Origin of the sequence: Streptosporangium sp. NPDC004379 (assembly GCF_042873875.1) — a bacterium.
Classification (GTDB): Bacteria; Actinomycetota; Actinomycetes; order Streptosporangiales; family Streptosporangiaceae; genus Streptosporangium.
In genome coordinates, this window is record NZ_JBIAMC010000016.1 from 59,695 (window position 1) to 84,245 (window position 24,551).

Genomic DNA, 24,551 nt, shown 5'->3' on the forward strand with positions numbered 1-24,551 from the left:
TCCGGGTGGAGGCCCGCCGGGGTTCAGGCGGCGCCGCCGGTTCCCCGGCGGCGTCCGGGCTTCCCGGTCCTGGGCCGTTCCCGGCTCGGACCGGCCCTCAGCGGAGGATCGTCAGCCGCAGTGTTCGAAGGGGCTGTCGTAGGTGGAGGAGCCTGCCTTGCCGCCCCACTTGACGCACTTGCCGGCGGCGGCCGCCCGTACGGGTCCGGCGTAGTAGCCGTAGCTGCCGGAGTCGGTGACGCGGGTCTTGCCCTGGACCTCCAGGTAGGCGCTGACCGCGGTGTCGGTGCCCAGGGAGGTCTTCTTGAGGGTTGCCACGCAGTTGTAGCCGTTGGAGGTGTTGTAGAGCAGGTAGACCGTGCCGGCGGTGCCGAGGGCGGCGCTGTCGATCACGCTGTAGCCGCTGCCGCAGACCTCCTGCGCGGTGTACGGGTTCGTCGCCCCGCCGCAGCCGTTCTTGGACGTCAGCGTCTGGACCGGGTAGCCGAACGTGGTGCCGTTGAAGACGGCCTTCTGGATATTGGACGGGTAGCTGGTGCCGAGGCGCACCTCGTAGTGCAGGTGGGGTGAGATGTTGTTGCCCGGCTTGCTGGTGTTGCCGACCGTGCCGATCTTCTGACCCCGGCTGACCTGGGCGCCCGCGCCGACCGACCGGGTGTCCAGGTGCGCGTAGTAGCTGGTCCAGCCGCCACCGTGGTCGATCTTGACCAGGTTGCCGTAGCCGTTGGCCGATCCCTGGTGGGCGGAGATCACCACGGTGCCCGCGGCGGCGGCGACGACGGTGTCGCCCTTGTCGGCGTCGGCCGTGCCACCCCGGTTGAAGTCGATCTCCCACGACTGGTGGGCGCTGCTCGCGCTGGAGTTGCCGGTCCAGCTCTGCCCGCAGGGGAAGGGCATCTGGAAGCTCGGCGTCGCCAGCGTCGTCGGCGGCAGCTGGACGGACGGGTCGTTCGGCGGGTCGGCTCCTTCGAGCTCCGGATCGTCGTTCGTGACGGCCGCGGTGGCCGTCACGGACGTGAGTCCCGTCGCGGCGACGGCGCCCGGCGCGGCCGCGGTCGCGCCCGCGAACCCGATCAGCAGGGCGAATCCCGTGCTGAGCACTCCTGTGAGTCGCATATCGATCCTTTCCGCGAGATGCGGGGGGTGAAGAGCCTTGACCGGTGGCGTGCACTGTCTGTTGGATCTTCCGGAAGGCTCCCGCTGCGGACCTAGCGTCGGCACGAGGCGCATATAAAACATCCAAAATGCCTATAAAGACCCGTCGAGCTCGGGAAGATACGGCCGACGAATGGTTGCGACGCCTCCCCACGAGAGGTAGGTGCGGTCATGACGGTTGATCGGCCCGCGTTCAGGGTGCTCGGCCCCCTGGAGGTCGGCCCCCCGGGACGACTCCTGCGCATCGCGGGCACCAAGTCCCGGATCCTGCTCGCGTCGCTGCTGCTCGACGCCAACCGGGCGGTCGCCGCGGACCACCTGGCCGAGATCCTGTGGCCGTCGAGCCGGCCGAGGTCGGCCCTGGCCAACCTCCGCACCTACGTCAGCTCCCTGCGGATGGTCCTCGGCGAGACGGGCGGCGCCCGCATCCTGGCCCGGCCGTCCGGTTACCTGTTCGAGGTGCCCGCCGGGCAGCTCGACGTCCTCCTCTTCGAGGACTTCGTGGCCGGGGCGCGGGCGGCGGCGCGGGCGGGGGAGCACGCGGAGGCCCGCGGGGACGCGGCGCCGGCGGTGGGGGACGGGCCGGAGACGGCGGGCCGGGCGGAGGACGCGGCCGGCCTGCTGGACCGGGCGCTCGCGCTGTGGCGCGGCGCGCCGCTGGCCGACCTGCCCGGCAGTCCCCTGTGGGACGCCCGGCTGGAGTCGCTGGCCGGCCTCCGGCTCTCCGCCGCCGAGGGGCTGGCCGCCCTGCGGATGGAACGCGGGCAGCACGCCGAGGCGGTCGCCGGGCTGCGCGGCCTGCTGAGGGAACACCCCTTCCGGGAGGATCTCTGGGGACGGCTGATGCTCGCCCTGGACGCCGGCGGACGGCAGGCCGAGGCCCTGGACGCCTACGCCGCCGCCCGGCGGCAGCTGGTCACCGAGCTGGGCGTCGAACCCGGCGCGGAGCTGCGCCGGGTGCACATGGAGATCCTGGCCGGGCGGCCCGCGGCGGAGGCGGCTCCGCCCCCCTCCCATGCGCCGGTCCCCGTCCCCCGCCAGCTCCCCCCGGACGTCCCGGACTTCACCGGCCGGGACGGAGCCGTCTCGATCCTGACGCGGGCGCTGACCCGCGGGGGCAGGCCGCCGGACGGACCGCCGGAGGGGCTGCCGGACGGGCCGCCGGTCGTCGCGGTGGTGGCCGGTCCGCCCGGATCCGGCAAGACGGCGCTGGCAGTCCACTGCGCGCACGCCGTACGCCGCGCCTACCCCGGGGGCCAGATCTACCTCGACCTCGGCGGCACCGCGTCCGGCCCCGCCGACCCCGGCGAGCTGCTGGCCGAGGCGCTGCGCGCGCTGGGGACCGGCGAGGCCGGCCTGCCGCCCACCACCCGTGAGCGCTCGGCGCTGTACCGGTCGCTGCTGGCCGGGCGGCAGGCGCTCGTCCTGCTCGACGACGCCGCCGACGCCGCGCAGGTACGGCCCCTGCTGCCCGGCAGCGGCTGCGCGGTCGTCGTGACGAGCCGCCGGCGCATCACCGAGCTGCCCGGGGCGATCCAGGTCGACCTCGACGTCCTCACCCCCGCGGAGGCCGAGGAACTGCTGGGCAGGATCGCGGGCGCCGACCGGGTGCGCGGGGAACGGGAGGCCGCCGCGGAGATCCTGCGGTCCTGCGACCACCTGCCGCTCGCCGTCAGGATCGCCGGGGCCCGGCTGGCCGCGCGGCCCGGCTGGCCGCTGGCCGTGCTGCGGCGCCGGCTCGCGGATGAGACGAACCGCCTGGGCGAGCTGCGGGCCGGGGACCTGGAGGTGCGCGGCAGCTTCGACCGCAGCTACCGGTCGCTGCCCGGTGACGCCGCCCGCGCCTTCGGGGCGCTCGGCCTCCTCGGGACGAGGCCGCTGCCCGGCTGGGTGGTCGGGGCCGTGCTCGGCCGGGAGCGGGCCGACGACGTCACCGACGCCCTCGTCGACGCCAACCTGCTGCGGCTCGCCGGGACCGACGCGCTCGGCCGGCCCCGCTACCTGCTGCCCGGCCTCGCCCGGTGCAGCGCCCGGGAGCTGGCCGGCGGCCGGGACGGCCCGGACGGCACGGACGCCCTCGCCCGGGTGCTCGACGGATGGACGACCCTGGCCGGGAGCGCCATGGAGCGGCTGCCGACCACCCTGTTCAGCCTGGCCCCCGCGGGCGGGCCCCGCTGGCGGCCGGACGGTGAGACCACCGCGAGCCTGCCGGCCGACCCGCTGCCGTGGTTCGACGCCGAGCGGGAGTCCCTGGTTGAGGCCGTACGGCTGGCCGCCGACGCCGGGCTCGCCGGGGCCGCCTGGGGCCTCGCCGCCGCCCTGGTGCCCTACTTCGACCTGCGGTGCCACTTCGACGAGTGGCGGAGCACGCACCGGGCCGCGCTGGAGGCGGCCCACCGGGCCGGTGACCGCGGCGGGGAGGCCGCCATGCTCCGCGGCCTGGCCCAGGTCGGTCTCTACCAGGACCGCTACGCCGAGGCGGGGGAGATGTTCACCCGGTCCCGGGCGATCTTCCACGAACTGGGCGACGCGCGCGGGGAGGCGGCCTCCATCTGCGGGCTGGGGGCGGTGAACCACTTCCGCGGCCGTCACGTCGAGGCGCTCGGCCACTTCCGGCGGGCGCTCGCGGTCTTCACCGCCCTGGAGGACCGTGGCGGCGAGGCCTACGTCCGGCAGGCGGTCGGCCGAGTCTGCCTGGTCCTGCGCGATCTGGGCCGGGCCTCGGCCTGGCTGGGCGGGGCGCTGCGGCTGGCCAGGGAGATCGGCGACCCGCACCGGGAGGCGTGCGTGTCGATGCAGTTCGGGCGGTTGCACGACCTGGCGGCCGACGCCGAGGAGGCGATGCGCTTCCAGGGGTACGCCCTGGACATCTTCGAGGGGCTCGGCGACCGGCACTGCGGCGCCTACGCCCTGCAGAGCCTGGGCGGCCTGCAGGTGGCGCGCGGCGACCGCTCGCACGCCTCGGAGCGGCTCCAGCGGTCCCTGGAGATCTTCCAGCAGCTCGGCGACCGCAGCGGGGAGGCCGCCGCGGTCCAGCGGCTCGGGGAGCTGCATCGATCGGCGGGCCGTACCGGGCTGGCCCGTGACTACCTGTGCCACGCCCGCGCCCTCCGGCGGGAGCTGCGGGGCGGCGCGGTCCGTCCCACGGCCTGCGCCCCGTCGGTCACGAGCCCTTAGGTCCTGAAAGTGGGCTTAAGGGGGAATTGTCGGAATGGCTGAATATGGAAAGAAGGTGATGTAAAGATGCTGTGAAGGTGCGCGTCTGAGAATGCGGAACATGATCCGTTTGTGCTTCGACGACGCCGATCTCCAGAAGATCTCCATCGCCCCGGCTCCGAACGGGCTGCTGGAGACCGCGATGAGCGTGCACCGGCTCCACGCCGCACGCGCCGGCAGGATCGACCCGCCGCCCGCGCTGAGCGGGTGGTGCCGTGAGACGGCCGACGGGCTGGCGGACCGCGCCGGAGTGCTCCTCACCCTCGTTCCGCGAGACGAGGGCCCGGTCCCCGACTTCCTTCTCCATCCCGACGTCGCCGATTTCGACGCGGCGGTCGACCTGGTCGGACGGACGCCGACGTCACGGCGGGCTCCGGGCCCGGCGGCGCCGCCCCCCGCCCAGAGGGCGGGAAACCGGTGCCGGGAGCCCGAAGCCGGCGCCGCGGAGACGCGACGGCTCCTGGTCCGGGACCTGCGCGGGTACTTCGACTCCTCCCTCACATCGCTGTGGCCGCGGATACGGACCACCGTCGCCGCCGAGCGCGCGCTCCGTGTGGAGGCGATGTCTCGCGGCGGGGTGTCCGCCCTGTTCAGGTCCTTCGGCGCGGGCTGGTCCTGGCGGCCGCCCACGCTGTGCGTCCCGGCGGTCACCCACGCCGATGTCTCGCTGGGGGGACACGGGCTGATCCTGCTCCCGTCGTACTTCGCACCCGGGGCCACCCTGGTGCGGCGGCCCGGCGAGCCCGCCGTGCTGATCTACCCGGTCCCCTCCGCGGACCGCTGGGAGGCGATCCGCCCGGAGGCGGCGGACCCCCTCGGCCCGCTGCTCGGCCGTACGAGGGCGGCGGTCCTCGACTGCGTGCGCGTCCCCGTCACGACCACCGTCCTGGCGCGGCGGGTCGGCGTCTCCCTCGGCTCCGCGAGCCAGCACACGAAGGTCCTGCGGGACGCCGGACTCCTCTCGACCGTCCGAGTGGGCAGCGCGGTCCTGCACACCATCACCGATCTCGGGGCCGCCCTGCTGCACGACGTCCCCGGGACACCGGAGAGACCGTGAGACCGTGCTCATGGGAACGCCACCGGCTCCCGTCACGGGCCGCACCGCCGTTCCCCGGACTCGTCCGGGCCGGTGCCGCCGTTCCCGGTGCTCCTCAGTGGTCGAGGACGCACAGCTCCCAGGGGAGCGAGCCGAGCTGCCGGCCGCCCTCCGGGGCGCAGACGACGACGTCGGCCACCCGTGCGCCGAACAGCTCCGGCAGGTAGATCGCCGGTTCCAGGCAGACCGTCGTGCCGGGTTCGAGCACCGTCCCGTCGCCGGGGACCAGCCACGGGCCCTCCTCGTGGCTCCGTCCCACACCACGCCCCGGCCGCCGCCCGGCGTACTCGCCGTAGCCGCTGCCGTCGATCACCTCCCGGGCGGCCCGGCCGACCTCCGCGGCCGTCACGCCGGGCCGTACCGCGTCCAGGGCGGCCCGCTGCGCGGACAGGACGACCGAGTACATCGCCTCGAAGTCCTCCGGCGGCTCGGCCACCGCGAACACGCGGCCCACCTCCGCGCAGTGGCCGTCCCATCTGCCGCACACCGACACCAGCAGCGCGTCACCGGGATTGATCACACGGTCGCACGCCGCATGCCGGGGGAGCGCGGTGTGCTCGCCCGCGGCGACGAGCACCGACAGCGTCTCCTCACATCCGGCCTCGGCCAGCGCGGCCCGCAGCCGCCGCGCCATCACGCGTTCGGTGGCGCCGAACCACGCCAGCCCGCGGGCCGCGAGCAGCACCGCGTCCGCCGCCGCGGCGGCCCGCCCGGTCGCCGCGACCTCCGCCGGCCCCCGGCGGAGCCGTAAGGGGGCGAGCACGGACGACGCCAGCACCAGCTCGGCGTCCACCCGCAACGAGAACAGCTCCCGGGCCCGCATCTCGGGGTCCACCCCGATGCGGCGGGCGGCGGCCGGGACGAGCGCCGCCGCCTCCCGCGGGCCGGCCGCGGCGGCGGGCGGGCCCTCGCCGGTCAGGACGAGGTACCCGTCGTGGCCGTCGTCCCGGCCGCCCAGATAGCGGAAGTCGGGGGAGGAGCGCAGCACCAGGGCGTCGATCCCCTCCTCGGCCATCCGGCGGCGCACCTCATCGATCATCGGGGTTCGTGCAGCCAGCAGGCGACCGGGCCGAACGCCGGTTCGCGTTCCCGGCAGACGTCCATCGCGACCGGGCAGCGCGGGTGGAACCGGCAGCCGGACGGAGGGTCGGCCGGGTCCGGCACGTCCCCGGGCAGCTCCGCGGGCAGCACCCCCGCGCCGTCGGGCGCCGGGACCGCGCCCAGCAGCGCCCGGGTGTAGGGGTGGCGGGGGTCGCGCCAGACCTCCGCGGTCCGGCCCACCTCCACGATCTTCCCGAGGTACATCACCGCGATCCGGTCGGCGATCAGCCGCACCACCGACAGGTCGTGGCTGATGAACAGCAGTCCCGCGCCCGCGGAGACCGCGAGGTCCCGCATGAGCGTGGCCACCTGCGCCTGGGCGGAGGCGTCGAGCGCCGAGATGGGCTCGTCGCCGATCAGCAGCGATGGCCGGGCGGCGAGCGCCCGGGCGATCGCGATCCGCTGCCGCTGCCCGCCGGAGAACTCGTGTGGGTGACGGCCGGCGACGTCGCCGGGCAGCCCCACCCGCTCCAGCATGTCGGTGGGCGTGGTCGCGGTGTCGCCCGCCGCCCGCAGCCCGTCGGCGATCTGCGCGCCCACCCGCCGCCGCGGGTTCAGTGAGGAGTAGGGGTCCTGGAAGACCATCTGGATCCCGGTCAGCGACCGGTCCCTGCGGCGCAGGCCCAGCGGGGTCACCGTACGGCCGTCGAAGGAGATCGTCCCCTCGGTCACCGGGGCCAGCCCGCACACCGCGCGGGCCAGCGTCGACTTGCCGCATCCCGACTCCCCGACGAGGCCGACGACCTCGCCCGCCTCGACGGTCAGGCCGGCCCCCGCCACGGCGCGCACCACGGGGCGGCCGGGGGTGCGGTGCTCGACGACGAGGTCGTTCACGCTCAGCAGCGTCATGAGGTCTCCCCGGGTAGCGAGTCCAGCAGGGCGCGGGTGTAGGGGTGGGCCGGGTCGCGCAGCACCTGCGCGCGCGGGCCGGTCTCCACGACCACGCCGTCCCGCATCACGCTCACCTCGTCGGCGACCGCGGACATCACGCCGAGGTCGTGGGTGACGAGCAGCACGGCCAGGTCCAGGTCGTCGCACAGGCCGCGCAGCAGCCGCAGGATCCCGGCCTGGACGGTCACGTCGAGCGCGGTCGTCGGCTCGTCGGCGATGAGCACCTTCGGCGAGCAGGCCAGCGCGACCGCGATCGCGATGCGCTGGCGCATGCCCCCGGAGAACTGGTGCGGGTAACGGCCGAGGGCCTCCTCCACGCCCGGGATGCGCACCTGGCGCAGCAGGTCGGCGGCCCTGGCCCGCGCCTGCCGCCGATCCAGGCGCAGGTGGTGGCGCATGTGCTCGGTGAGCTGGCGGCCGATCGTGAGCATCGGGTGCAGGCTGGTCGCCGGGTCCTGGAAGACCATGGCGACCTCGCCGCCGCGCACCGCGTTGAGCTGCCGGGGGGTCATGGCGAGCAGGTCGCGCTCGCCCAGGGCGATCCGGCCGCTCACCCGGGCCCCGTGCGGGAGCAGGCCGAGGACGGCCAGTCCCGTCATCGTCTTGCCCGAGCCGCTCTCGCCGGCCAGCCCGTGCACCCGGCCGGCGCGCAGTTCGAGGTCGACGCCGCGCAGGATCTCCCTGTCGCCGAGGGTCACCTTCAGGTCGGAGATCGCGAGGGTCACAGCGCACGCTCCTTGATGGCCCGGGCGGTCCGCGGGTCGAGGGCGTCGCGCAGCGTGTCGCCCAGGAAGTTGAAGGCGAGCACCACGGTCAGGATGGCCAGGCCGGGGAAGGCCGCCACCCACCAGCTGTCGAAGACCTCCACGCCGGAGGCGACCATGGCGCCCCACTCGGGGGACGGCGGCTTCGCTCCGAGCCCGAGGAAGGACAGGCCGGACAGCAGGAGCAGCGCGGTGCCGATGTCCAGGGTCGCCAGCACCAGGATCGGCCCGGTGACGTTCGGCAGCACGTCCACGCGCAGGGAGCGCCAGGCGGAGAATCCCAGCAGCCGCCCGCTCAGCACGAACTCGCGCTGCCGTACGCCCAGGACCAGGCCGCGGGTGACGCGGGCGTAGGCGGGCCAGGCGACGACGAGGACGGCCAGCACGGCGTTGGTGAGGCTCGCGCCGAGCGCGGCGGCGACGACCATGGCCAGGATGACGGTGGGGAAGGCGAAGACGAGGTCGGCGAACCGCATGATCGTCTCATCCACCCATTTACCGAAATATCCGGAAACGGCGCCGAGGAGGCCGCCCACCAGCACCGACAGCGCGACCAGCAGCAGCGTCAGGGGGATCGACAGCCGCGCGCCGTACATGACCCTGCTGAGGATGTCGCGGCCGAGCTGGTCGGTGCCGAACCAGTGGCCGGGGCCCGGCGGCGCCAGCCGCGGCAGCTCCTGGGCGAGCGGGTCGTGCGGGGCCAGCAGCGGAGCGGACAGCGCGATCACGAACCAGGCGAGCGCGACGATCCCGCCGGTGATCGCCAGCGGCTGCCGCCACGCGCGGGGGAGCTTCACCGCGGCCTCCGCGGGGCGCCCCGGCCGTCGAGGGCGACGCCGGGGACGGCGCTGGAGACGGCGCCGGAGAGGGAAGGGGTCACGACAGTCTCACTCGGGGGTCGATGACGCCGTACAGGACGTCGACGATCAGGTTGATGACGAGGTAGACCCCGCCCACGACCAGGCCGACACCCATCACGGCGGGCAGGTCCAGGGTGGTCGCGCTCTTGTAGGCGTACTGCCCCACGCCTGGCCAGGCGAAGATCGCCTCGACCAGGACGGTGCCTGACAGCAGGCTGCCGAAGGCCAGGCCCGCGACCGTGATGACCGGCACCAGCGCCGGGCGCAGCACGTAGCGGAACAGGATCACCCGCGGCGGCAGGCCCTTGGCCCGCCCGGCGCGCACGTGGTCCTGGCCCAGCACCTCCAGCACGGCCGACCGGGTGAACCGGGTCAGCAGGCCGATCGTGTACAGGGCGAGCACCAGCGCCGGGGTGGCGAGGTGACCGACGGCAGAGGAGAACACGTCCCACTGGCCCGCCAGAGCGGCGTCGAGGGTGTAGAGGCCGGTGACGTGCGGCGGCGGGGTCAGGCCCGGGTCGATGCGGCCGCTGCCGGGGGCGATCCGCAGCCGGTAGAAGAGGACGTAGAACGCCGTCAGCGCCAGCCAGAACGTGGGCACCGAGATGCCGAACAGGCTGAGGACGCGCAGCAGGTGGTCGGAGAACCGGTCGCGGCGCAGCGCCGCGACGACGCCGAACGCCACGCCCACGACGATGGAGATCAGGATCGCGGCGCCGGCCAGCTCCAGCGTGGCCGGCACCGACTCGGCCAGGTCGTCCATGACCGGGCGGTGGCTCTGCTGGCTCGTCCCGAGATCGCCCTGGACGACCCCCTGGAGATGCAGCAGATACTGCTCGGGGAGAGGCTTGTCCAGCCCGTGCTCGGCCCGCCACTGGGCGACGATCGCCGGGTCGCCCAGGGCGCGCTGGCCGAGGTTGGCCGCGACGGGATCGCCGGGGACCAGGTTGGTCAGCACGAAGGTGACCAGCGTGATGCCCACCGCCAGCAGCAGCGCGGTGAGCACCCTGCGGACCAGGAAGCGGGCCAGCGGGCTACGGGCGCCGCGGCGGCCCGGCTCCCGCCGGGCCGCCCTCGGACGGTCGCCCGCCGCCGGTGGACGCTTGATCGGCACTGACGGTCCCTACTTGACGCCGAGACCGGCGACGTCGACGGTCCACACCGGGTTGAACTTCAGGCCGGTGACGGAGGCGGCCGTCACGATGTTCTGACCGGGCTGGATGAGCGGGATGAACGGGCCGGAGGCGTTCAGCTTCGTCTGGACGTCGGAGTACGCCTGCTTGCGCGCGTCGTCGCCGGTCGCGGCGGCGGCCTTCTCGCCCGCCGCCTCCAGCTCCTTGTCGGCGCCCGCCTTCCATCCGGCCCGCAGGCCCACCAGCTTGCCGGGCAGGAACGACAGGTAGTCGCTGGGGTCGGGGTAGTCGGGGCCCCAGTACCACAGGCCCAGCTCCTCCTTGCCGTTGCGGTAGTTGTCCAGGGCGGTGGTGACCGGCGCGGGGGCCAGGTCCACCGTGATGCCGACCTCCTTGAGGTTGGCCTGGATCCGCTCGGCGAAGGGCTGGAAGGACAGGCCGTTGACGGTCAGCTCGCTGGGGTACTCCAGCTTGACCGTCGGGTTCGCCAGGCCGCTCTCCTTCAGGGCGGCCTTGGCGCCCTCGACGTCGCGGCCGGCGGCGGCCTCCGGCGGGAGCGCGCCGAGCAGCATCGACGGGATGACGCCGGGCGCCTGCACCGAGCCCTCGCCGGCCAGCTCCAGCAGGCCCGCGTAGTCGACGCCCTTGCGGACGGCCTCGGCGAACTTGGGGTCGGAGGTGACCTTGCTGACCGCGGGGTCCCGGTTGGCCAGCAGGAAGATGACGTTGGCCGACGCCGTCCTCGTGACCTGCAGGTCGCCGGTGATGCCGGCGACCTGGTCGCCGGAGAGGTTCAGCGCCACCTGGCTGTCGCCGCGGGAGATGTTGAGCTTCTGGGTCGCCGCCTCGACGTTGCGGATCACGACCTTGTCGTAGACCGGCTTGGCCTGGCCCCAGTACTTCGCGTTGGCCCGCAGCACCACCTGGCTGCTGACGTTGAACGACTCGATGGTGTACGGCCCGGAGCCCGCCGACGCGGAGTTGAGGTACTGCTCGGCCTTGTCGCCCGGGTCGGCGGTGGCGCCGTGCTCCTTGGCGACCTTGGAGTTGAGGATGCCCAGCGCGGGGTTGGGCAGGATGTACGGCAGCGCCGGGTTGGCCTTCTCCGAGGTCAGGGTGATCGTCGTGTCGTCGGTCTTGGCGACCTCGACGCCGTCGAGCAGGAAGGACGGCGTGCCCTTCATGTCGCGCACCCGGTTCAGGGAGAAGACGACGTCGTCGGCGGTCACCGGGGACCCGTCGGCGAACGTGGCGTCCTTGCGGAGCTTCAGGGTGAGCTTCTTGCCGTCGTCGGACAGCTCGAACGACTCCGCGAGGGCCGGCACCGGCTTGGTGACGTCGGAGCCCTCGAAGGTGAGCAGGGTCTCGTAGGCCGCCTTGCCGACGATCAGGCCGGTGGGCTCGTAGGTGCGCCCGGGGTCGGCCGTCTTCAGGTCGAAGGAGGTGTCGATCACCAGCGTCCTGGAACCGGCGCCTCCGCCGCCTCCCGACGCGGGGGCCGAAGACGAGCCGCCGCCTGAGCAGGCGGCGAGGGCGAGGGCGCCGGTGAGCAGCACCGGCAGCAGGGCCGCCTTCGCCCCCGGGCGCCGAGAACGGGTCGCCATTTTATGTCCTCCGAAATTGGTCCATATGGACGTTTAGTCGCCGATCGTCCAGTATTGTCCGGCAGAAAGTCCAGCACGAGGCGGAAAGCCGAGACGAATCTCGGCCGAGAGGTATGGGCATGACCGAAACATCAAGCAATCCGGCTCGCGGAGGCGCCCAGTCTGGACGGATCGGCATCGGCCTGGAGCTCGACGCCACGCACCTGAAGATCCTCGAGGTGCTGCGGGAGAACGGCAGGATCTCCGTCGCGGCCCTCGCCGAGCGCGTCGGCATCTCGCGGGCGAACGCCTACACCCGGTTCGAGGCGCTGCGCGCCGACGGCGCGATCAGACGGTTCACCGCCGAGATCGACCACGTCCGCACGGGGCTGGGCATCACCGCGCTGATCTTCGTGACCGTCCGGCAGCAGATGTGGCGCCAGTTCCGCGCCGAGCTCGCGGCGATGCCCGAGGTGGAGTACTGCGCGATCACCACCGGCCAGCACGACGCCATGATCCAGGTGCGGATGGCCGACGTCGCCGCCGTGCACGCCATGGTGACCGAACGGCTGGCGGGCATCCCGGCGGTCAAGGCGACCGAGACGGTCTTCATCCTGGACGAGGTGATCAGGCGGCCCTATGTGCTGCCGGGGGACCGGGCGGGCGGGCGGGCCGTCCCCCGCCGCGCGGCCCCGGAGCCGGCCGGGCCCGCGGGCTCCGGGGTCTCCGCGGGTTCCGGGAGCGCCGCGGGTCCGGGAAGCGAGGTGCCGCTGGGCAAGATGCGCTTCGTGGGCGCGGCCGAGGGCCGCGGCCGGCTCCAGCAGGACGGCTGACCGGTCAGACGACCTCGTCGCACACGCTCACGTGCACCGTGTCCTCCCCGGCGAACGTGAACTCCTCCACCAGGCGCAGGCGGCCGCCCTCGCGGGGCTCGATGCGGCTGCCGCTGCGCCCGCCGGCGCGTTCCCCGCTCTTGAGCAGGTGGACGTAGGAGATTTCGATCCGGTCGCCGTCCCGGGTGCCGACGAACCGCCCGTGGACCACCGTGTCACCGGTGTAGTCGCCCCAGATGACCCCACCGGACTCCCGGTAGGAGAACTCGGTGGGCCCGGCCGGGTCCACCTCGCTCGCCGTCGAGCTGACCATGACGAACCTGCGGCCGTCGAGATTGAGGAGATCGCTGTCGTTCACGTCTCAGCATCGTGCCGCTCCGCCGGGCTCACGCAACCCACCCTGGACGTTTCGCCCGGCGGGGGACGCCGGGGCGGTGATGTGTCCAGCCGCCTCCCCGCTCCGGGGGGACGGCCGAGACCCGCCCCGGCCGGTACGGCCGCGCGGCCTCGGGCCGGTACGGCCGTGAGGCTCGGGCCGGTACGGTCATGAGGCTCGGGCCGGTACGGTCATGAGGCTCAGGCCGGCACGGCCCGAGGCCTGGGACGGTACGGCCGTGGGGCTCAGACCCCGGCCAGCACCAGGGCGAAGTCCCCGTCCGGGTCGGTCAGGAAGCGGGTCACCGTGAACCCGGCCCGGGACAGCTCCCGGCGCAGGCCGTCCGGGCGGAACTTGGCGCTGATCTCGGTGCGGGTCTCCTCACCCGCGGTGAAGGGGACCGACAGGCCGAGGTCGCCGACCCGCACCAGCATGTCGCGGGTCGCGCGCAGCCGCATCTCGATCCAGTCGTTGCGCGCGTCGTAGAGGGCGACGTGGGCGAACGCCTCCGGGTCGAAGTCCGCCCCCAGCTCCCGGTTGAGCACGTGCAGCACGTTGCGGTTGAAGGCGGCCGTCACCCCGGCCGCGTCGTCGTAGGCGCGCACCAGCCTCCCGGCGTCCTTGACCAGGTCGGCCCCGAGCAGCAGGGTGTCGCCCGGCGCCAGCGTGGCGCGCAGCCCGGTGAGGAACGCCTCGCGCGCCACCGGGTCGAGGTTGCCGATCGTGCCGCCGAGGAAGGCCGTCATCCGCCGCCCGGCCCTGGGCAGCAGCGCCAGGTGCCGCTCGAAGTCGGCGCGCACCGGCCGCACCGTCACCCCCGGGTAGCGGGTGGCGAGCCGGCGCGCGGCGTCGCCCAGCGTGACGGCGTCCACGTCCACCGGCGTGTAGGCGCGCAGCGCGCCCGCCCGCTCCATGGCGTCCAGCAGCAGGACCGTCTTCTCACTGGTGCCCGAGCCCAGCTCGACCAGCGTGTCGGCCCCGCTCAGCCGGGCGATCTCGTCGGCGTGCCCACGCAGGATGGCCAGCTCCCGGCGCGTGGGGTAGTACTCCGGCAGCCGGGTGATGCGCGAGAACAGCTCGCTGCCCGCCGCGTCGTAGAACCACTTGGGCGGCAGCCACTTGGCCGAGGCCGTCAGGCCGGTGCGGACGTCGTGCTCGAGGGATTGGCGCAGGTAGCCGCGGTCGAGATGGTCGATCAGCTCCACGGCGTGCCGGGTGACTGTCACGGGAACCTCCCTGGTTCGGTGGACGGGGTGGCGGTCGTCGGGTTCCGGGTTTCCGGGCTTCGGGGTCCGGGTCCGGGGCCGGGGGCCGGGTCTCCGGGACGCGGCTACGGCGGCCGGCCGGTGTGCCGGCCGTACCGGACGCCGGTCACAGCGGCTGGAGTTCCACGCCGCCGGCGGAGACGAGGAGGAGGTGCCGGTCCGGTACGGCCCGCCAGCCGGGGCGGTCGTCCAGCGGCTCGCTCGCCACGAGCACGCCCCCTCCGGCGTGCGGGGAGCCCTCTCCGGCGCGCGGGGAACCCGGGAGAGAGGGGGCCCGCGGCGAGTCCGGGGCGGCGAGGTCCGGGCCGGGCGGATCCGTGCGCAGGAAGAGCGTGTCCCCCCAGGTGGTCGCGGCGAGTACGGCGCCGTCGCAGGCCAGCAGGTTCAGGCGGGCCCCGGGGTCCTTGGCCCCGGCGTGGACGACGACCTCCGCGAGGGACTCGCCGAGCGGCCGGCCCTCCCGCCTCCGGGTGAACACCGCCGCGGCCACCCAGGCGGAGTCGCAGGAGCTCGGCGCGTCGTCGGCCAGGTCCCGCAGGGCGTCCCGGGCGACGCGGCCGTTGTGGCTGAGCAGCCACCGCCCGTCGGTGAAGGGCGCGGTCGCGGTCTCCTCGATCGGCATGCCCACGGTGGCCGTGCGCACCGCGGCCAGCAGGCACCCCGAACGGGCGGCCCGGGCCAGGGCGGGCAGGTTGGCGTCGGTCCACATCGGGACGGCGCGGCGGTAGCGGACCGGTTCGGGAAGGGACCCGTCGTACCAGCCCATTCCGAAGCCGTCGGCGTTGACCCGGCCGTGGCGTTGCATGCGGGGCGCGTAGGACTGCCGGAGCAGCCCGTGCTCCGGCTCGTGGATCAGCGAGGCCAGGGACCGGGGGGCGCCCAGCCAGGCCGCGTGCCGGCACATCAGGCGTCCTCCAGGGCCGTGGGCCGGCGGGTCGGGCCCGCTCCGCGGACGTATGCCGAAATATCCGGCATGTAAGTACTCCTTCGCGGCGGGGACGCCCCGGGGACTCGCGCCGCCATGTCAGGACTCCTCGGGGGACGCCGACCGGGCGCAGCGGAACCCGGAGAAGATCTGCCGCCGGATCGGCAGATCCCAGTTGCGGAACGTGGTGCGGACCGCCGCCGGGTCGGCCGCCCAGGAGCCGCCGCGCAGCACCCGGTGGCCGGGACCGAAGAAGACCTCGCTGTACTCCCGGTAGGGGAAGCTGCGGAAACCCGGGTAGGGCAGGAAGTGCGAGGCGGTCCACTCCCACACGTCCCCGACCATCTGCTCGGCGCCGTACGCGCTCGCCCCCGCGGGGTAGGCCCCCAGCGGCGCCGGTCGCGCCGCCCGGTGCCCCAGGTTCGTCCGGCCGGCTCCCGGATCGTCGTCGCCCCACGGGTAGGTCCGCGCCCGCCCGGCCGCCGGGTCCCACCCGCACGCCTTCTCCCACTCGGCCTCGGTGGGCAGCCTCCTGCCGGCCCAGCGGGCGTACGCCTCGGCCTCGTACCAGCACACGTGCTGCACCGGCTCGTCCATGGGGACCGGCTCGGTCCGGCCGAAGCGGGTACGCCACCAGGCGCCGCCGTCCCGGACCCAGAACAGCGGCGCGCGGGCCCGGCTCTCCCGCAGCCAGCGCACGCCCTCCTCGCTCCACCACCGGGGGTCGTCGTAGCCGCCGTCCTCGACGAACGCGGCGTAGGCGGCGTTGCCGACGGGGAACCGGTCGATCCAGTAGGCGGGCAGGTCCACCGGGTGGGCGGGCCGCTCGTTGTCGTAGGCCCACGGCAGCGTGGAGGTGCCCATCAGGAAGGGGCCCGCGGGCACGAACACCTCCTGCGGCCCGCCGGCGCGGCCGGGCGGCAGCTCGGCGTCGCGCACCAGGCCCGGCTCGCCGGAGAGCTGGAGGGTGGCGAGCATCGTCTCGTCGTGCTGGTGCTCGTGCTGGATGACCAGGCCGAAGACGAAGCCGTCGCGGCGCAGCGGGTCGGGGTCGTGCGGGTCGAAGCCGTCCAGGACGTCCAGCACCCGGCCGCGCACGCCCTCGATGTAGCGGCGCGCCTCGGCCGGCCCCAGGATCGGCAGGGACGGCCGGTCCCGGCGCGGATGCCTGAACGCGTCGTACAGGTCGTCGATCTCCGGCCGCAGCGGGGTGATCCCGCCGGCCTCGCGCAGCACCCACAGCTCCTCGTAGTTGCCGACGTGCGCCAGGTCCCACACCAGCGGCGACATCAGCGGCGAGTGCTGCCGCACCAGGAGGTCGTCCTCGGCGTCGGTGTAGGCCAGCGACCGGCCCCGCACCGCGATCAGCTCGGCGGCGATCCGCTCCTTGAGGCGGTCCGCATCGGTCCCGTCGACGATCATCTCGCTCAACCCGCTCATTCCCTTCGTCACTCCGCGTCCTCCTCGCCGTCCGTGCCGCGTGGCCGCCCGTACGGCGGCCCGCGCCGCCCGTGCGCGCTCGTGGCTCCGGCCGTCATGCCGTGCGCGCGCCTACCCCTCCTGGCCGGCCAGCCAGGCCGCCAGGCGCCGCTCCGGCTCCACCGCCCGGCCCGCCGTACCGGCCGCCCCGAACAGGTCGAGCAGGTCGGCGGCCGGAGACCTGCCGGGCGTCACGTACCGGTCGGCGAACGCCTCCGTCCTGCGGACCAGCGCGGGCGGCGCGCCCAGCCGGGGCAGCGCGCCGAGGGCGGCCCGGAAGCAGGCGTCGGCCGCCGCGCGCAGCCCCGGGTCCGCCAGGCCGTGCCGCGCAGCCCGCGCCCAGCTCGCCGCGTACGGCTCCACCGCGGCCAGCGCCGCGCCGGCCGCCCGGTCGTCCGTCACGAGCGCGTGGGTCACCGCCGCGCACACCGGCCACCACGCCGGGTGCTGCGCGTCGAGGTAGCGGATCTCCAGCCAGCCGCGCGGCCTGACCGGGGGGAAGACCGTGGTGGCGTGGTAGGCCAGGTCCGCCAGGGTGGGCGGGCGCGCGGGCAGGTCACGCGCCGGGCCCGGCGACCCGGGCGCGGGACGGGGCTGGGCGACCAGTGGCGGGCGGGCGTGGACGGCGGGGGCCGCGGCCAGCCAGTCGCGCAGGGATGACCCGTCGTGGACCGGGCGGCACCGCCCGCCGTCCCCGCCCTCCGCGCCGTCCCCGCGTTCCCCGCCTTCCCCGGCTTCCTCGCGGACGAGCATGACCCGGGCGTCGAGGAGGTAGTCCCGCCACGCCGCCACCGGATCCCCCCGCCAGGGGACGGGTGCCGTCCGCGTCGGGTCGAGGCGCTCCCACACCACCTGGCGGCCCGACATCCACCCGCACGGCCCGCCCTCCAGCAGCGGCGAGTTGGCGAAGGACGCCGTCAGGACCGGCCCCAGCAGGTGCGCCCGCTGCCAGCGCTCCCCCGGCCGCTCGCCCAGGTCCACATTCACCTGGACCGACGCCGTCGAGCACATCATCAGCGGCCCGTACGGCGAGCCGAAGAACGCGGCCATCGCGTCGTAGCGGGGCAGTCGGAGCTGCCGCCGGGCGGGCCGTACCGGGTCGAGGCCCGCCCCGGCCAGCGCCAGGCCGGCCTCCCGCAGCGCCCCGCGCGCCGCGTCGACGTCCGCGGCCACCCGGGCGACGGCCTCCGGCAGCGGGCCCGTCGGTCCGGAGAGCTCCAGCTGCCCGCCCGGCTCGAACGTCACCCTGCTCCCGCCGGGCATCGGCGGCAACGCGGCGGCGACCCTGTCCAGGGGGACCTGGCGTACGGGGTCCCGGAGGTCGAAGACCAGGAACTCCAGCTCTATCCCCAGCCGGTCGCCGGGGCCGGCGCCGAAGCATCGGCGCGCGAAGTCCTCCACCTCCGCGGCGTCCCGGATCGGGGTCTCCCCGGTCACCACACCGTTCATCGGCCGCCCCTCCCGCCTGACGGGTACGGGACTACAGACCCGGCAGGGGCGCGGACGTTACACCGGGAACGCGGAAAATCTCAGAACGCCGTCGCTCGCGGAGGATCCACCGGTGTTCGTGGAGTCAGGGGCGCCGGTGCTCGCGGAAGGCCGCCAGCAGCCGCTCGCGCGTGCTCTCCGGAAGCCCGTCGGACGGTGCGCGGGGCGGCTCGGAGCCGGGACCGGAGGCGCCGAGGGAGCCCAGGACGCCCACGGTGGCGCGGATCTGGCCGAGGTAGCGCGTGCAGCCCTCGCACCCGGACAGGTGCTCGGAGAACAGGCTCCGAGTGGTCTCGTCGAGCTCGCCCTCCAGGTAGGCGGTGACGAGTTCCACCACCTCGTCGCAGCTGAACCGCTTCACAGCGCCGACCGCCTCACCGTCTCGAACCTGAACCGTTTTCACTACGCCGACCGTCCCGCCGTCTCGAAATACTCCTCCAGCCGCCCGCGCACGGCCGCCCGGGCGCGGTGCAACAGGACCCGCTGGTTGGCGGGGGAGATCCCCAGGATCTCGCACACCTCCTCGGAGGTGCACCCCTCGACGTCGCGAAGGGTGATCACGACCCGCTGCCGGGGAGGCAGCTCCGCCAGGGCCTTGCCGATCAGGCCGCGCACCTCGGCGGCCAGGGCCTCGCCCTCGGGGGTGGGCCAGGCAGCCGGGGCCTCCTTCCAGAAACCGGGGAAGGGGTCGTCGGCGCCCTGGAAGCGCGCGTGCTCGACGGTCGGGCTCTCGTGCTCGAACGCGCTGCTCCACGGGACCACGCGGTTCTCCCGGACGCCGCGCTTCCTGGCCGTGTTGACCAGGATCCGGTAGACCCACGTCTTGACCGACGAGCGGCCCTCGAAGGCGTCGATGCCCCGGATGACCGCCAGCCAGGTGTCCTGGACGACCTCCTGCGCCGAGTCGTTGGTGGACACGTGCGAGCGGGCCAGCCACAGCATCCCGCGTGACCAGGTGTCCAGCAGCGCCGCGAACATCGCCTCGTCCCCGGCCCGCAGCGCCGCCACCATCACGTCGTCGGGAGGCAGCCCGCCGTCCGCGAAGGACTCCACGACCCTCTCCTCCCGCTCCGGCGTCCGAGGCGTTCTTCCGAAGAGAGCGAACGACCCGGACAGGAGGATTCCCGTCCCCGGCGGAGCCGACACCTGCCGGGCGCGGCCGGAGGACGACGCCCGCCGGTGCCGCGGGGACCGGTACGGAGCCGGCGAGGCCCCGCCGGCTCCGCCCGTACCGCCCGCACCTGTACCGTTCCGCGACCGCGCCGTCCGTTACACGCCCCGCGCCCCCGAGTTCAGAACGCGTTCCGGGCGCGATTCCGGACGCGTTCCGGGTGCGTCAGGGCTTGCGGCCGATGCCCACGTACGCCAGGCCCGCCATGTCGGCGTAGGCCGACGGCGGCACGTCCGGATCGGAGAACGGCCACACGCCCACCGCGTTGACGCCGTCGGCCAGGCCGGGCGGGACCAGTTCGAAGTCACCGAAGAACCGGGCGACCTCCTCGCGCGACCGGGGGACGAACGCCGCGTTCGACCGCCGGTACAGCTCGGCGACCTGGGCGGTGCGTTCGGGGGCGGCGTCCCCGGCGACATGCGAGATCGCCAGGTGACCGCCGGACGGCAGCGCGTCGCGGTAGGCCGCGACGAACCCCTGGGGGCCGGCCTCCTCGGGGACCAGGTGCAGGAAGAACATCATCAGGACCGCGACCGGCCGGTCGAAGTCGATGAGCCTCCGTATCCGCGGGTCGGCGAGGACGCTCCGCGGGTCGGTCGCGTCCGCCCGCGCCATGATCACGTTGTCGTGTTTGGCCAGCAGGGCATTGCCGTGCGCGCAGACCACCGGGTCGCTGTCGACGTAGGCGACCCGGGCGTCCGGGGCGAACCGCAGGGCCACCTCGTGCACGTTCTGCTGGGCCGGCAACCCCGAGCCGAGGTCGAGGAACTGGGTGATCCCCCGCTTGGCGAGGTACTCCACGATCCGGCCGATCAGCAGCCGGTTCTCCCTGGTGCCCTGCCTGGTCTCGGGCAGCACCGAGAGGACCAGCTCGGCGAGTTCCCGGTCGGCCTGGAAGTTGTCCTTCCCGCCGAGGAAGTAGTCGTACATCCGGGCCGCGTTCGGGATCTGCGGATTCACTCCGGGGGGTGCCTGCTCCGCCGTCATCGTCAACCTCGCCGTCTGCGCCGTCGGAAAGGCCCATGATCGCGGTATCCGCTCCCGATCGCCACCCCGGGGATCCGGCGCCCACGGCGCGCCATGCCCCGGACGGGCGGCGCGGCCCGGAGACCCCTGGGACGGAGACCGCGGGGGAGGGGCGGTCCAGGGATGGACGGGCCGCCGACGGGTAAGGGCCGTTCGATGTTTCCGTGACAGGGAGTGACGATTGCGATGAGTGAGTACGAGCGTTCCCGCACCATGCCCGCGACCTCGGAGATCGTGTTCGACCAGGTGAGCGACCTGGACCGGCTCGACGACTGGCTGCCGCGCGAGCTGCACGTGCGTGCTGAGGAGCCGCCGGCCGTGACGGTCCACGAGGACGACACCGGGCAGGACTCCCGGGGCCTGTTCCGGGCCGTCCCGGAGCAGCTCCGGCTGGAGTGGGGCACCCGCGACGACGCCAGCTACAGTGGCTGGCTCCAGGTCGCCGACAGCGGTGCCGGGGGGAGCGAGGTGACCATCCACCTGTCGTTCTTCGACGAGGAGCACGCCCCGCCCGCCGGGGAGATCGACCGCGCCCTCGACGAGAGCCTGGAGAAGCTGGCCACGCAGGTGGGCCGCCAGACCGACAGTCCCGCCGGCTGACCGCCGGACGTCCCGCCGCCGAAGGGTGAACGCGCCGCCGTACGGCAGGGCGGTCTTGGCGAGGGGGCGGGCGGCGCGCAGAATCGGGTCCATGACCGATCGTCATCCCTACGTCGGAGCGCGGGCCCCCCGCCGCGAGGACGGGCGGCTGCTCACCGGGCGCGGAAGGTACGTCGGCGGCGTCGGTCCGCCGGACGCCGCCCACGCGGTGATCGTGCGCAGCCCCGTCGCGCACGGGCGGCTCACCAGGTGCGACACCGGAGCCGCCCGCTCCGCCGCGGGGGTGCTCGACGTCATCGTCCCCGCCGACGCGGCGGGCGCGCGACTGCCGTGCGTGACGGTCGCTCCGGGGCAGCGCGAGTCCTCCTACCCGGTACTGGACGAGGAGATCCGCTACGCCGGGCAGCCGCTCGCCGCCGTCGTGGCGCGGACCCCGGAGGCGGCCAGGGACGCCGCCGACCTGATCCGCCTCACCTTCGAGGAACTGCCCGCCGTGGTCGGCGTGGAGAACGCCGCCCGTGACGGCGCCCCGCTGCTGTACCCCGGCTGGGGCACCAACGTGGTGACCGATTTCGAGGTCGGCGACCCCGACTGCGAGGAGGCGATCGCCGCCGCCGACCACGTCGTGGAGATGACGTTCCGCCTGGGCCGGGCCGCGCCGAGCCCGGTCGAGCCGCGTGGGATCGTGGCCGGCTTCTCCGACGGCACGCTCACGGTCTGGGCCGCGACGCAGGCCCCGCACCACGTGCGCGACCACGCGGCAGAGGCCCTGGGACTGCCCCTCAACGCGGTGCGGGTGATCGGCTGCGACGTCGGGGGAGGGTTCGGCGGCAAGGAGCACCTCTACCCCGACGAGGCGCTCGTCTGCCTGGCCGCCCTGCGGATCGGCCGCCCGGTGCGGTGGTCGGAGACGCGTGCCGAGCACCTGTCCGCCACCCTGCCGGCCCGCGACGCCGTCCACCGGGGACGCCTCGCGTTCACCGCGGACGGCCGGTTCGTCGCCCTGCACTGCGACATCCTCGGCGACCTGGGAGCCCACCCGTCGAACGTCGGGATCAGCCCGCTCGCCGTGACCGCCATCATGCTGCCCGGCCCCTACCGGTTCGAGCGGGCCGGCGCGAGGGTGCGGGCCGCCGTCACCACCACCACGCCGACCGGCTCCTACCGGGGCTTCGGCCAGCCCGAGGCGACCTGGACCAGGGAGCGGCTGGTGGACGAGGCGGCCCGGCTGCTGGGCGAGGACCCCGTCGAGCTGCGGCTGCGCAACATGATCGGCCCCGGCGAGCTGCCCGCCGCCACCCGCACCTGGCAGACCTACGACAGCGGCGACTACCCCGCCGCCCTGCGCCGGGTGCGGGAGCTGGCGCGCGTCGGGTCGCCGCGCGACGGGCGCAGGCGCGGCGTCGGGTTCTCCTGCCACGTGGAGGCCACCGGCATGGGGCCGTCCATGGGGCTCAAGGCGGCGGGTCAGGCCGCGGGCGGGTTCGAGACCGCGATCGTGCGGATGGAGCCCGACGCCTCCCTCGTCGTGCACGCCGGGGTGGCGGGGATGGGGCAGGGCATCGAGACGACGCTGGCCCAGCTCGCCGCGGACGGCGTGGGCGTGCCGCTGGACCGGGTCCAGGTGGTCCTCGGCGACACCGCGGCCACGCCGTACTCCTCGATCGGCTCCATCGCCAGCCGCTCCCTGGTGGTCGGCGGCGGCGCCCTGAACCGCGCCGCCCGGCTGCTGCGCGACCGGATCGTCGCCATCGCCGCCCACCGGCTGGAGGTCTCCGGCGAGGACCTGGAGATCGCCGACGGGGCCGTCCGGGTGAAGGGCGACCCGGCCTCGCGCCTGACCCTGCGGGAGATCGCCCTGTCGGCGTGGCGCGGCTGGGACCTGCCCGAGGGCGTGCCGCCGGGGCTGGAGGAGCGCGTCACCCACGACCCGGCCGACTACACCTACGCCTACGGGGCGCACGCGGCGGCGGTGGCCGTCGACGTGGAGACCGGCGAGATCGAGGTCGAGGGGTACTGGGCGGTCGGCGACTCCGGGACGCTGGTCAACCCGGCGATCGTCGAGGGCCAGCTGCGCGGCGCGATCGCCCAGGGGATCGGCATGGCGCTGACCGAGGAGGTCGTGTACTCCGCCGACGGGCAGCCGGCCGCCGACTACTTCCCGCCGACGACGCGGGAGGTGCCGGACATCGAGGTCGTCCTGACCCAGACGCCCTCGCCGATCACGCCGGGCGGGATGAAGGGCGCGGGGGAGGCCGGCACGATCGGCCCGCCCGCGGCGATCGGCAACGCGGTGGCGGCGGCCGTGCCCGGGATCGCCGCCGGGGTCGCCACCACCCCGCTCACCCCTCAGACGGTGTGGTCGCTCCTGCGCGGGGACGACGCGGCGGGACCCGGCTGAGCCGTGGACCCATCCCCGGGAGGCGCGGTCCGGGGCGGTCCGGGTCCCGTTCTCCGGCGTCTCCGGGGCATGTGCGGCCCGAGGGCGTCCGGGGTCTCATCCCCGGGACGCGCGCCGCCCGGACTTCTTCGGGGCCCCGCTCTCCACGGTCTCCCGCAGCAGCCCGGTGACCCGCCGTACGGTGTCCGCCACGGCGGTCCCGGCGGCGCCCACCAGCGGCTCGCGCTCCTCCTCGGCCGTGGGCCCGGGGTCCGGCCCGGTCGGCCGGGCGTTCCCGGCCCGGCACGCCTCCATCTGCGCGGCGAAGGCCAGCCCGAGGAAGAGCGCCATCGAGCTGAGGAACGACCACAGCATCAGCGCCATGACGGCGGTGAGCGGGCCGTAGGTGGAGCCGAAGGTGCCGCTGCCCTCGACGTAGAACGCCAGCAGCAGCGTCAGGGCGGTCCACAGGACGATCGAGACCAGCGCGCCGAACGCGAGCCAGGTGTGGCCCGGCTGCCTGCGCCGCGGCGCGGCGCGGAACAGCACCGAGGCCGACATGACCGCCAGCAGGAACCCCACCGGCCAGCGCACCAGCGTGAACGCCTCCAGCCCGGCCTCGCTCCAGCCGTAGACCTGGGCGAGCGCCCGGCCGATCGCGCCGCCGCCCACCATCACCACGAAGCCCGCGGTCATGAAGGCGCCCGCGGTCAGCGCCATCACCAGGGCCCTGCCGTACTTGCGGAAGAACGGGCGGTCGCGCTCCACGCCGTAGATGCGGTTGGCGCCCCGTTCCACCTGGGCCATGGCGCTGGTCAGCGAGACCAGCGCGGTGCCCAGTCCGAGCCACAGCGCCAGGGTGCCCCCGGCCTGGCCGGCCTTCCGGTGGCTGTCGGCGAGCACGTCCCGGACCGCGTCCGCCCCGGCCCCGGGTGCGATCCGGCTCAGGGTGAGCTCCAGCACCTGGCCGAGGTGCTCCTGGTTGACCACCGAGCTCAGGCCCACCAGCGCGATGGCGCCGGGGATGATCGACAGGCAGACCTGGAAGGCCAGCGCCCGTGAGTTCGTCATGCCCTCGCCGTACCTGAACCTGGCGAAGGAGTCGCGCACGAGGTGCCAGCGGCCGTACCTGCGCAGGGTGACCCAGGCGTGGTCGGCCGACAGTTCCTCACCGCTCATGCTCCGTGTCTGCGGCACTTCCGTCGCTGT

At 74.5% G+C, this 24,551-nt stretch carries 21 protein-coding genes; 5 read left to right on the plus strand and 16 right to left on the minus strand.

Translation table 11 applies throughout. The annotated features are described in order from the left end of the window. Positions 1-111 precede the first annotated feature (111 nt). Positions 112-1,116, minus strand: a complete 1,005-nt coding sequence (locus ACFYSC_RS28940; protein ID WP_389967978.1) for a M23 family metallopeptidase — start codon at positions 1,114-1,116, stop codon at positions 112-114. A 210-nt stretch (positions 1,117-1,326) separates the two neighbouring features. Between ACFYSC_RS28940 and ACFYSC_RS28945 the strand changes: the two genes are divergently transcribed. Both ACFYSC_RS28945 and ACFYSC_RS28950 read left to right on the plus strand, forming a co-directional pair. Then, on the plus strand, positions 1,327-4,332 hold the full coding sequence (locus ACFYSC_RS28945; RefSeq protein ID WP_389967980.1) for a BTAD domain-containing putative transcriptional regulator: 3,006 nt from the start codon (positions 1,327-1,329) through the stop codon (positions 4,330-4,332). Positions 4,333-4,432: 100 nt separating this feature from the next. Next, a complete protein-coding gene (locus tag ACFYSC_RS28950) occupies positions 4,433-5,428 on the plus strand; it encodes a helix-turn-helix domain-containing protein (RefSeq protein WP_389967982.1) in 996 nt (331 codons plus the stop codon). Between the two features lie 94 nt (positions 5,429-5,522). Here the strand turns inward: ACFYSC_RS28950 and ACFYSC_RS28955 are convergent, their stop codons facing one another. The 6 genes from ACFYSC_RS28955 to ACFYSC_RS28980 form a co-directional block, all read right to left on the minus strand. Then, positions 5,523-6,506 (minus strand): M24 family metallopeptidase, encoded by a 984-nt coding sequence (locus ACFYSC_RS28955; protein ID WP_389967984.1) that lies wholly within the window; start codon positions 6,504-6,506, stop codon positions 5,523-5,525. Further along, a complete protein-coding gene (locus ACFYSC_RS28960; RefSeq protein ID WP_362938571.1) occupies positions 6,503-7,417 on the minus strand; it encodes an ABC transporter ATP-binding protein in 915 nt (304 codons plus the stop codon). The genes ACFYSC_RS28955 and ACFYSC_RS28960 overlap by 4 nt, the downstream gene beginning before the upstream one ends. After that, positions 7,414-8,184, minus strand: a complete 771-nt coding sequence (locus ACFYSC_RS28965; RefSeq protein ID WP_389967987.1) for an ABC transporter ATP-binding protein — start codon at positions 8,182-8,184, stop codon at positions 7,414-7,416. The genes ACFYSC_RS28960 and ACFYSC_RS28965 overlap by 4 nt, the downstream gene beginning before the upstream one ends. Next, on the minus strand, positions 8,181-9,020 hold the full coding sequence (locus ACFYSC_RS28970) for an ABC transporter permease (protein ID WP_389967989.1): 840 nt from the start codon (positions 9,018-9,020) through the stop codon (positions 8,181-8,183). Before ACFYSC_RS28970 ends, ACFYSC_RS28965 begins: the two co-directional genes overlap by 4 nt. A 79-nt stretch (positions 9,021-9,099) precedes the next feature. Continuing rightward, on the minus strand, positions 9,100-10,197 hold the full coding sequence (locus ACFYSC_RS28975) for an ABC transporter permease (RefSeq protein WP_389967991.1): 1,098 nt from the start codon (positions 10,195-10,197) through the stop codon (positions 9,100-9,102). Between the two features lie 9 nt (positions 10,198-10,206). Continuing rightward, on the minus strand, positions 10,207-11,820 hold the full coding sequence (locus ACFYSC_RS28980; RefSeq protein ID WP_389967993.1) for an ABC transporter substrate-binding protein: 1,614 nt from the start codon (positions 11,818-11,820) through the stop codon (positions 10,207-10,209). Between the two features lie 119 nt (positions 11,821-11,939). Between ACFYSC_RS28980 and ACFYSC_RS28985 the strand changes: the two genes are divergently transcribed. After that, positions 11,940-12,632, plus strand: coding sequence for an Lrp/AsnC family transcriptional regulator (locus tag ACFYSC_RS28985; protein ID WP_389967995.1), 693 nt, complete (start codon positions 11,940-11,942; stop codon positions 12,630-12,632). Between the two features lie 4 nt (positions 12,633-12,636). Here the strand turns inward: ACFYSC_RS28985 and ACFYSC_RS28990 are convergent, their stop codons facing one another. The 8 genes from ACFYSC_RS28990 to ACFYSC_RS29025 all read right to left on the minus strand — a co-directional run bounded on the left by ACFYSC_RS28990 (position 12,637) and on the right by ACFYSC_RS29025 (position 20,323). After that, complete coding sequence (locus ACFYSC_RS28990) at positions 12,637-12,990, minus strand: hypothetical protein (RefSeq protein WP_389967997.1); 354 nt, start codon at positions 12,988-12,990, stop codon at positions 12,637-12,639. Positions 12,991-13,253: 263 nt separating this feature from the next. Beyond that, the gene (egtD, locus tag ACFYSC_RS28995) at positions 13,254-14,234 is read right to left on the minus strand and encodes an L-histidine N(alpha)-methyltransferase (RefSeq protein WP_389967999.1); all 981 of its coding nucleotides are present in this window, start codon (positions 14,232-14,234) and stop codon (positions 13,254-13,256) included. Positions 14,235-14,379: 145 nt separating this feature from the next. Next, entirely contained in the window at positions 14,380-15,177 is a 798-nt protein-coding gene (egtC, locus tag ACFYSC_RS29000) for an ergothioneine biosynthesis protein EgtC (protein WP_389968001.1), read from the minus strand. Between the two features lie 120 nt (positions 15,178-15,297). Then, on the minus strand, positions 15,298-16,620 hold the full coding sequence (gene egtB / locus ACFYSC_RS29005) for an ergothioneine biosynthesis protein EgtB (RefSeq protein ID WP_389968156.1): 1,323 nt from the start codon (positions 16,618-16,620) through the stop codon (positions 15,298-15,300). A 129-nt stretch (positions 16,621-16,749) separates the two neighbouring features. Next, positions 16,750-18,126: a glutamate-cysteine ligase family protein gene (locus ACFYSC_RS29010; RefSeq protein WP_389968003.1), complete on the minus strand. Its 1,377-nt coding sequence runs from the start codon at positions 18,124-18,126 to the stop codon at positions 16,750-16,752. A 124-nt stretch (positions 18,127-18,250) separates the two neighbouring features. Continuing rightward, the gene (locus ACFYSC_RS29015; protein WP_389968005.1) at positions 18,251-18,526 is read right to left on the minus strand and encodes an anti-sigma factor family protein; all 276 of its coding nucleotides are present in this window, start codon (positions 18,524-18,526) and stop codon (positions 18,251-18,253) included. A gap of 41 nt (positions 18,527-18,567) precedes the next feature. After that, positions 18,568-19,218: a sigma-70 family RNA polymerase sigma factor gene (locus ACFYSC_RS29020; protein ID WP_362938536.1), complete on the minus strand. Its 651-nt coding sequence runs from the start codon at positions 19,216-19,218 to the stop codon at positions 18,568-18,570. Between the two features lie 283 nt (positions 19,219-19,501). Next, complete coding sequence (locus ACFYSC_RS29025; protein WP_389968007.1) at positions 19,502-20,323, minus strand: SAM-dependent methyltransferase; 822 nt, start codon at positions 20,321-20,323, stop codon at positions 19,502-19,504. A 225-nt stretch (positions 20,324-20,548) separates the two neighbouring features. Between ACFYSC_RS29025 and ACFYSC_RS29030 the strand changes: the two genes are divergently transcribed. Both ACFYSC_RS29030 and ACFYSC_RS29035 read left to right on the plus strand, forming a co-directional pair. Beyond that, positions 20,549-20,962, plus strand: coding sequence for an SRPBCC family protein (locus ACFYSC_RS29030; protein ID WP_362938530.1), 414 nt, complete (start codon positions 20,549-20,551; stop codon positions 20,960-20,962). 91 nt (positions 20,963-21,053) lie between these two features. Continuing rightward, the gene (locus tag ACFYSC_RS29035) at positions 21,054-23,363 is read left to right on the plus strand and encodes a xanthine dehydrogenase family protein molybdopterin-binding subunit (protein ID WP_389968009.1); all 2,310 of its coding nucleotides are present in this window, start codon (positions 21,054-21,056) and stop codon (positions 23,361-23,363) included. Between the two features lie 96 nt (positions 23,364-23,459). On the opposite strand, the gene ACFYSC_RS29040 is transcribed toward ACFYSC_RS29035, so the two are convergent. Further along, a complete protein-coding gene (locus ACFYSC_RS29040; RefSeq protein WP_389968011.1) occupies positions 23,460-24,521 on the minus strand; it encodes a YihY/virulence factor BrkB family protein in 1,062 nt (353 codons plus the stop codon). Positions 24,522-24,551: the final 30 nt, after the last annotated feature.